The following is a 4,797-nucleotide window of genomic DNA, read 5'->3' as shown; positions in this document are numbered from 1 at the left end:
GCCCGATGATGCGCAAATCCATGCGCGCAGGGTTGTTAGAGCTGAACACCGCCTACCCCGGCAAGCTGACGCTGCGCATTTCAGTGGATCATTGGGCGCAGGACAACCACGACACAGAACGCGGCGCAGGTACGTTTGATAAAACCATCGAGGGCATGAACTGGTTGCAGCAGAACGGCTTTTCTTTGGCCGTTGCCGGCCGCACGGTCTGGGGCGAAAGCGAAGCTGACGCGCGCGCGGGATATGCCGCGCTTTATGCCAAGCACGGTTTTGACATTGATGCCAATAGCGCGGCACAAACTGTCCTGTTCCCGGAAATGGATGAAAGCGTCGATGTACCGGAGATCACGACCGAGTGCTGGGACATTCTGGGAAAGTCCCCCGATGCGATGATGTGCGCCTCGTCGCGCATGGTGGTAAAGCGCAAAGGCGCGTGCAAACCTGCGGTGCTTGCCTGCACCTTGCTGCCTTATTCGGAAGAGTTCGAATTGGGCGAAACGCTGGAGCAAGCGGAAGGCTCTGTGCAGTTAAACCATCCCCACTGCGCGAAGTTTTGCGTTTTGGGCGGGGCCAGTTGTTCGGCCTAGTGCCGACATCAGAGTGCGGGCTGGGGCCAGCCCCAGACCCCGAGGTATTTCGGGACCAAAGAAGCAAGACCCACTTGCGCAAAAATCATAAGCTACGCAATGTGGCCTGATGAAAACGCATTTGGACGCCCTGAAAGCGCTTGATCCACACACACGCGCCACGTTACGCGCGCGTTCTGATTGGGCAGGCTTGCGCCACCTTGGCCTTTATCTGCTTTTGATTGCCGCTTGCTCGGGCTGGATCATGCTTGCAGGTCCGCTTTGGTGGCTGGCACTTTTGCCGCAAGGCATTTTGTTGGTGTTTTTATTTACCTTGCAGCACGAATGCACGCATGAAACGCCCTTTGCGACGCCTTTGTTAAGTCGCATCGCAGGCCACATCATTGCGGTGATACTATTCCAACCGTTCAACTGGTTTCGCTATTTCCATTTAGCGCATCACCGCTACACCAATGATCCTGAAAAAGATCCTGAATTGTTAAGCGGCGCAAAACCAGACAGTTGGATCGAGATGATTGCCTATGTCAGCGGCTGGCCGACATGGAGGGCCAATATCACCACGACCTGCCAAAACGCGATTGCCCCGCTTCGTGCGCCCTATCTGCCGGCGCGCGCGCTCTGGCGTATCAAACGAGAGGCGCGTGTTATGGTGGCAATTTATGTTTGCCTCGCACTGAGCCTGCTTTGGAGTAGTGCCGTATTCTGGCTATGGGTATGTCCAGCACTCATCGCGATGCCGCTGCTGCGCATTTACCTGCTCGCCGAGCATGGACGCTGCCCCTATGTCGCAAATATGCTGGAGAACACCCGCACAACCTATACCACCCGCTTTGTGCGTTTTTTGGCCTGGAACATGCCCTATCACATCGAGCATCATTCAGAACCAAACGTGCCGTTTCATCGCCTGCCCGCCTTGCATCAGCATTTGAAGGCAGATTTGATTACAACAAGCAGCGGGTATGTCGGGTTTTCAAAAGAATATACAGCGGGATTTAAGACGGCTCGCTAAGTGTTCCCCCGCCGACATAGGCTCGCACCCCTGTCGTTGTGGGACCGCTCGTCGGCAACCCTCTTGCCACGCGCACGGCGAGATAGGCAAATGCCTGCGCCTCAAGCATATCGCCATCAAGACCGACGGATTCAACGGGTTCTACAGGGCAATCCAACGCTTCACGCAGCATATGCATCATCACCGGGTTGTGACGCCCGCCACCGCAAACCAGGACGCGTTCTGGCGGGCTCGGGCAATGTTGCATGCCCTGCATAACAGCCGCGGCGCACATGGCGGTCATCGTCGCGGCGGCGTCGGCATCAGACAGTTCGCTTACCAGATCAAGCATGACCGAGAAATCGTCGCGATCCAGGGACTTGGGCGGCATGCGCAAAAAATAGGATTCCGACAGGAACAGCTCTAGCGCGCCCGTTTCAACAGTGCCCTGCCGCGCAAGCGCGCCGCCTTCATCATGGCTTTGCCCCCTGCGCTTTTGCATCAAATCGTTGATCGGTGCATTGGCTGGCCCCGTATCAAATGCCAGAAGCGCCCCTTCGCTTTCGGGTTTTTCCTTGCTCGGGTCGATCCACGTAATATTGCCGACACCGCCAAGATTGAGAAAGGCCAGAGGCTTGTTCGCGTTGATCCATTTTGCGCAGGCAAAATGAAAGAACGGCGCAAGCGGCGCGCCTTCACCGCCAAGCTGCACATCGTTCGAGCGAAAATCCCAGACGACCGGCGCGCCAATGGCTTCGCTAAGGGCATCGCCATCGCCCAGTTGATGGGTGCCGCGCCCACGTGGTTCATGGGCAAGGGTCTGGCCGTGAAAGCCAATAAGTTCAGGCGTGTAACCTGCAAGCGCTTCGATATGCGCGCGTTGAACGACCTCAAGCGCCGCACCAAGATCATCAGAGTGCCAGCGTCCCAATGCCGCGCGCAGGACCGCGCGTTCCTCATCTGAAAAGCCGCGATACCCGCTTTTGCCGAAGGCCTCGATACGCTCACCGTCGGTGACAAGTTCCGCGACATCGACGCCATCCAGAGACGTGCCCGACATCAAGCCGACCGCTTTCACCATTTTCGCGCCCTTCATAGGCTTTTCCTTTACGTGTCTGCGCTGTAAGACCTTTGATTAGAGCAATACGTGGACGCAAGCTATGACATACCATCCCAAATCAGATTTCATCGCAGTGATGATGGAGCGTGGCTTTTTGGCCGATTGCACCGATTATCAGGCGCTAGATGATGCTGCGCTAAAGGGCGGAATGCCGGGCTATATCGGCTTTGATGCGACGGCCAAATCCTTGCACGTCGGCTCGCTGATCCAGATCATGATGCTGCGCTGGCTGCAAAAGACAGGCGGCAAACCGATCACCCTTATGGGCGGCGGCACGACCAAGGTGGGTGATCCGTCCTTTCGCGCCGATGAACGGCCTTTGCTGACGCCCGCGCAAATCGACGACAATATCGCAGGCATCAAGAAAGTGTTTAGCGCTTACCTGACCTATGGCGATGGCCCCAGCGATGCGCTGATGATTAACAACGCCGAATGGCTTGATGATCTCAACTACCTTGAATTCCTGCGCGACATCGGGCGGCATTTCTCGGTGAACCGCATGCTGGCATTTGAAAGCGTGAAGTCGCGGCTGGATCGTGAGCAATCCTTAAGCTTTCTTGAGTTCAACTATATGATTTTGCAGGCTTACGACTTTCTTGAGCTGAACCGCCGGTATGGCTGCGTTTTGCAAATGGGCGGGTCCGACCAGTGGGGCAACATCGTCAACGGTATCGACCTGACACGCCGTGTTCTGGACAATCAGATCTTCGGCCTGACCTCGCCGCTGCTGACCACATCGGATGGCAAGAAGATGGGCAAAAGCGCGGATGGCGCTGTTTGGCTGAACCCTGATATGCGTTCGCCCTACGAGTTCTGGCAATTCTGGCGCAATACGACCGACGCTGATGTTGGTCGGTTCCTCAAACTTTACACAGAAATGCCTGTAGATGAATGCGAACGCCTTGGTGCTTTGGCCGGCTCCGAGATCAACGAGGCGAAAGTGATCCTTGCCAATGAGATCACCAGACTTTGCCACGGCGCTGAAGCTGCGCAAACCGCCGAAGCCACCTCTCGCGAGGTGTTCGAGCGCGGCGGTGTCGGCGATGACCTGCCGACGCTTGAATTGACGCGAGAAGAGTTAGGCGATGGACTGTCTATCGTTCAGGCGATTGTGCGCGCGGGTTTGGCGAAGTCAGGCAAAGATGCCAAGCGTCTGATTTCCGAAAACGGTGCCAAAATCGACGACGCTCCGCTGAGTGATGCAGGCCTTATGCTGGATGCGGCGGCTTTGTCCTCACCTGTCAAACTGAGTGCGGGCAAAAAACGCCATGCGCTGATTGTGCTGAAGGGATAAACCATGTTGCGTTTCACCGCAGTTCTGCTGCTCACCACAAGCCCACTTGCCGCGCAAGAGTTTTATGGAAGCACGAGCCTGACGTTCGGGCAAAGCGACACAGTCGGTGCCCCTGTCGGCATTCAAGGGGCGGACGGCACGCTTGGTGCAACGCGCGTGGACCTCAGCTTTGGCCGCATTTCATCAAATGGTCTTTATTTACAGGCCGATCTGGGCCTTGCTGCGACGAACAACGCAAATACGGCCCCGAACACGGCAAATTCCTCAAGCAGCTTGATCCTGCGCGCAGGCCGCGATGTGGACCGTTTCAGCTACGGCGCGTTTGTCGGCGCGCTTCAATCCGATCACGACAATGATGCAAGCGATGATGCGATGCGCTTGCTTGCAGGCATTGAAGGGGCATGGGCGCTCAATGATCGCTGGGCGTTTGATGGGCATCTTGGCTATCTTACAGGCAATAGCGGCAGCGATAGCGTGGCGACGGTCACCGAGGGTGTATTCACGGGCATCGGCGTGCGCTTTGCCGCGAATGAGCGCCTTAACCTTGGCACGTCAATCGGGTATCTTAATGCCAGCATGGATGCACCTAGCACCGTAGTCGAGCTTTGGACATTAGAGCTGCGCGCGGATTACGACATAAGATCGGTGCCGGGACTATCGCTTTTCGCCGCAGCGCAATATGGCGAGAGCCACCAAAAAGAGATCACCGGACCGGATGATATTACCGACACGACGACAATTATGGCGGGCATCACCTATCATTTCGGTGCCAAGCGCCCCAAGACCGCCAATCTGACTTATCTGGAAC

At 56.5% G+C, this 4,797-nt stretch carries 4 protein-coding genes and 1 pseudogene; 4 read left to right on the top strand and 1 reads right to left on the bottom strand.

The features are described 5' to 3' along the window. Together WBC85_RS12000 and WBC85_RS11995 are read left to right on the top strand one after the other, a co-directional pair. A pseudogene (locus WBC85_RS12000) lies at nt 1-587 on the top strand (radical SAM protein); the annotation flags it as partial. A gap of 109 nt (nt 588-696) precedes the next feature. Next, on the top strand, nt 697-1,596 hold the full coding sequence (locus WBC85_RS11995) for a fatty acid desaturase (RefSeq protein ID WP_424437297.1): 900 nt from the start codon (nt 697-699) through the stop codon (nt 1,594-1,596). Here WBC85_RS11995 and WBC85_RS11990 read toward each other — a convergent pair. Next, entirely contained in the window at nt 1,580-2,671 is a 1,092-nt protein-coding gene (locus WBC85_RS11990; RefSeq protein ID WP_424437294.1) for an anhydro-N-acetylmuramic acid kinase, read from the bottom strand. The two genes, WBC85_RS11995 and WBC85_RS11990, sit on opposite strands and share 17 nt — an antisense overlap. Before the next feature lie 64 nt (nt 2,672-2,735). Between WBC85_RS11990 and tyrS the strand changes: the two genes are divergently transcribed. Beyond that, on the top strand, nt 2,736-3,989 hold the full coding sequence (gene tyrS, locus WBC85_RS11985; protein WP_424437291.1) for a tyrosine--tRNA ligase: 1,254 nt from the start codon (nt 2,736-2,738) through the stop codon (nt 3,987-3,989). 3 nt (nt 3,990-3,992) lie between these two features. Beyond that, on the top strand, nt 3,993-4,797 hold an 805-nt coding region (locus tag WBC85_RS11980; RefSeq protein WP_424437288.1), incomplete at its 3' end, for a hypothetical protein.

This window comes from Planktotalea sp. (assembly GCF_049680325.1).
Classification (GTDB): domain Bacteria; phylum Pseudomonadota; class Alphaproteobacteria; order Rhodobacterales; family Rhodobacteraceae; genus Planktotalea.
Note: the sequence above shows the minus strand (reverse complement) of the source record. Positions and strands in the feature narration are given on the sequence as shown.

Excerpts from the sequence above, each read along its gene's own strand:
- WBC85_RS11995 (WP_424437297.1), top strand. The coding sequence starts at position 697 with ATGAAAACGCATTTGGACGCCCTGAAAGCGCTTGATCCACACACACGC.
- WBC85_RS11990 (WP_424437294.1), bottom strand. The coding sequence starts at position 2,671 with ATGAAGGGCGCGAAAATGGTGAAAGCGGTCGGCTTGATGTCGGGCACG.
- tyrS (WP_424437291.1), top strand. The coding sequence starts at position 2,736 with ATGACATACCATCCCAAATCAGATTTCATCGCAGTGATGATGGAGCGT.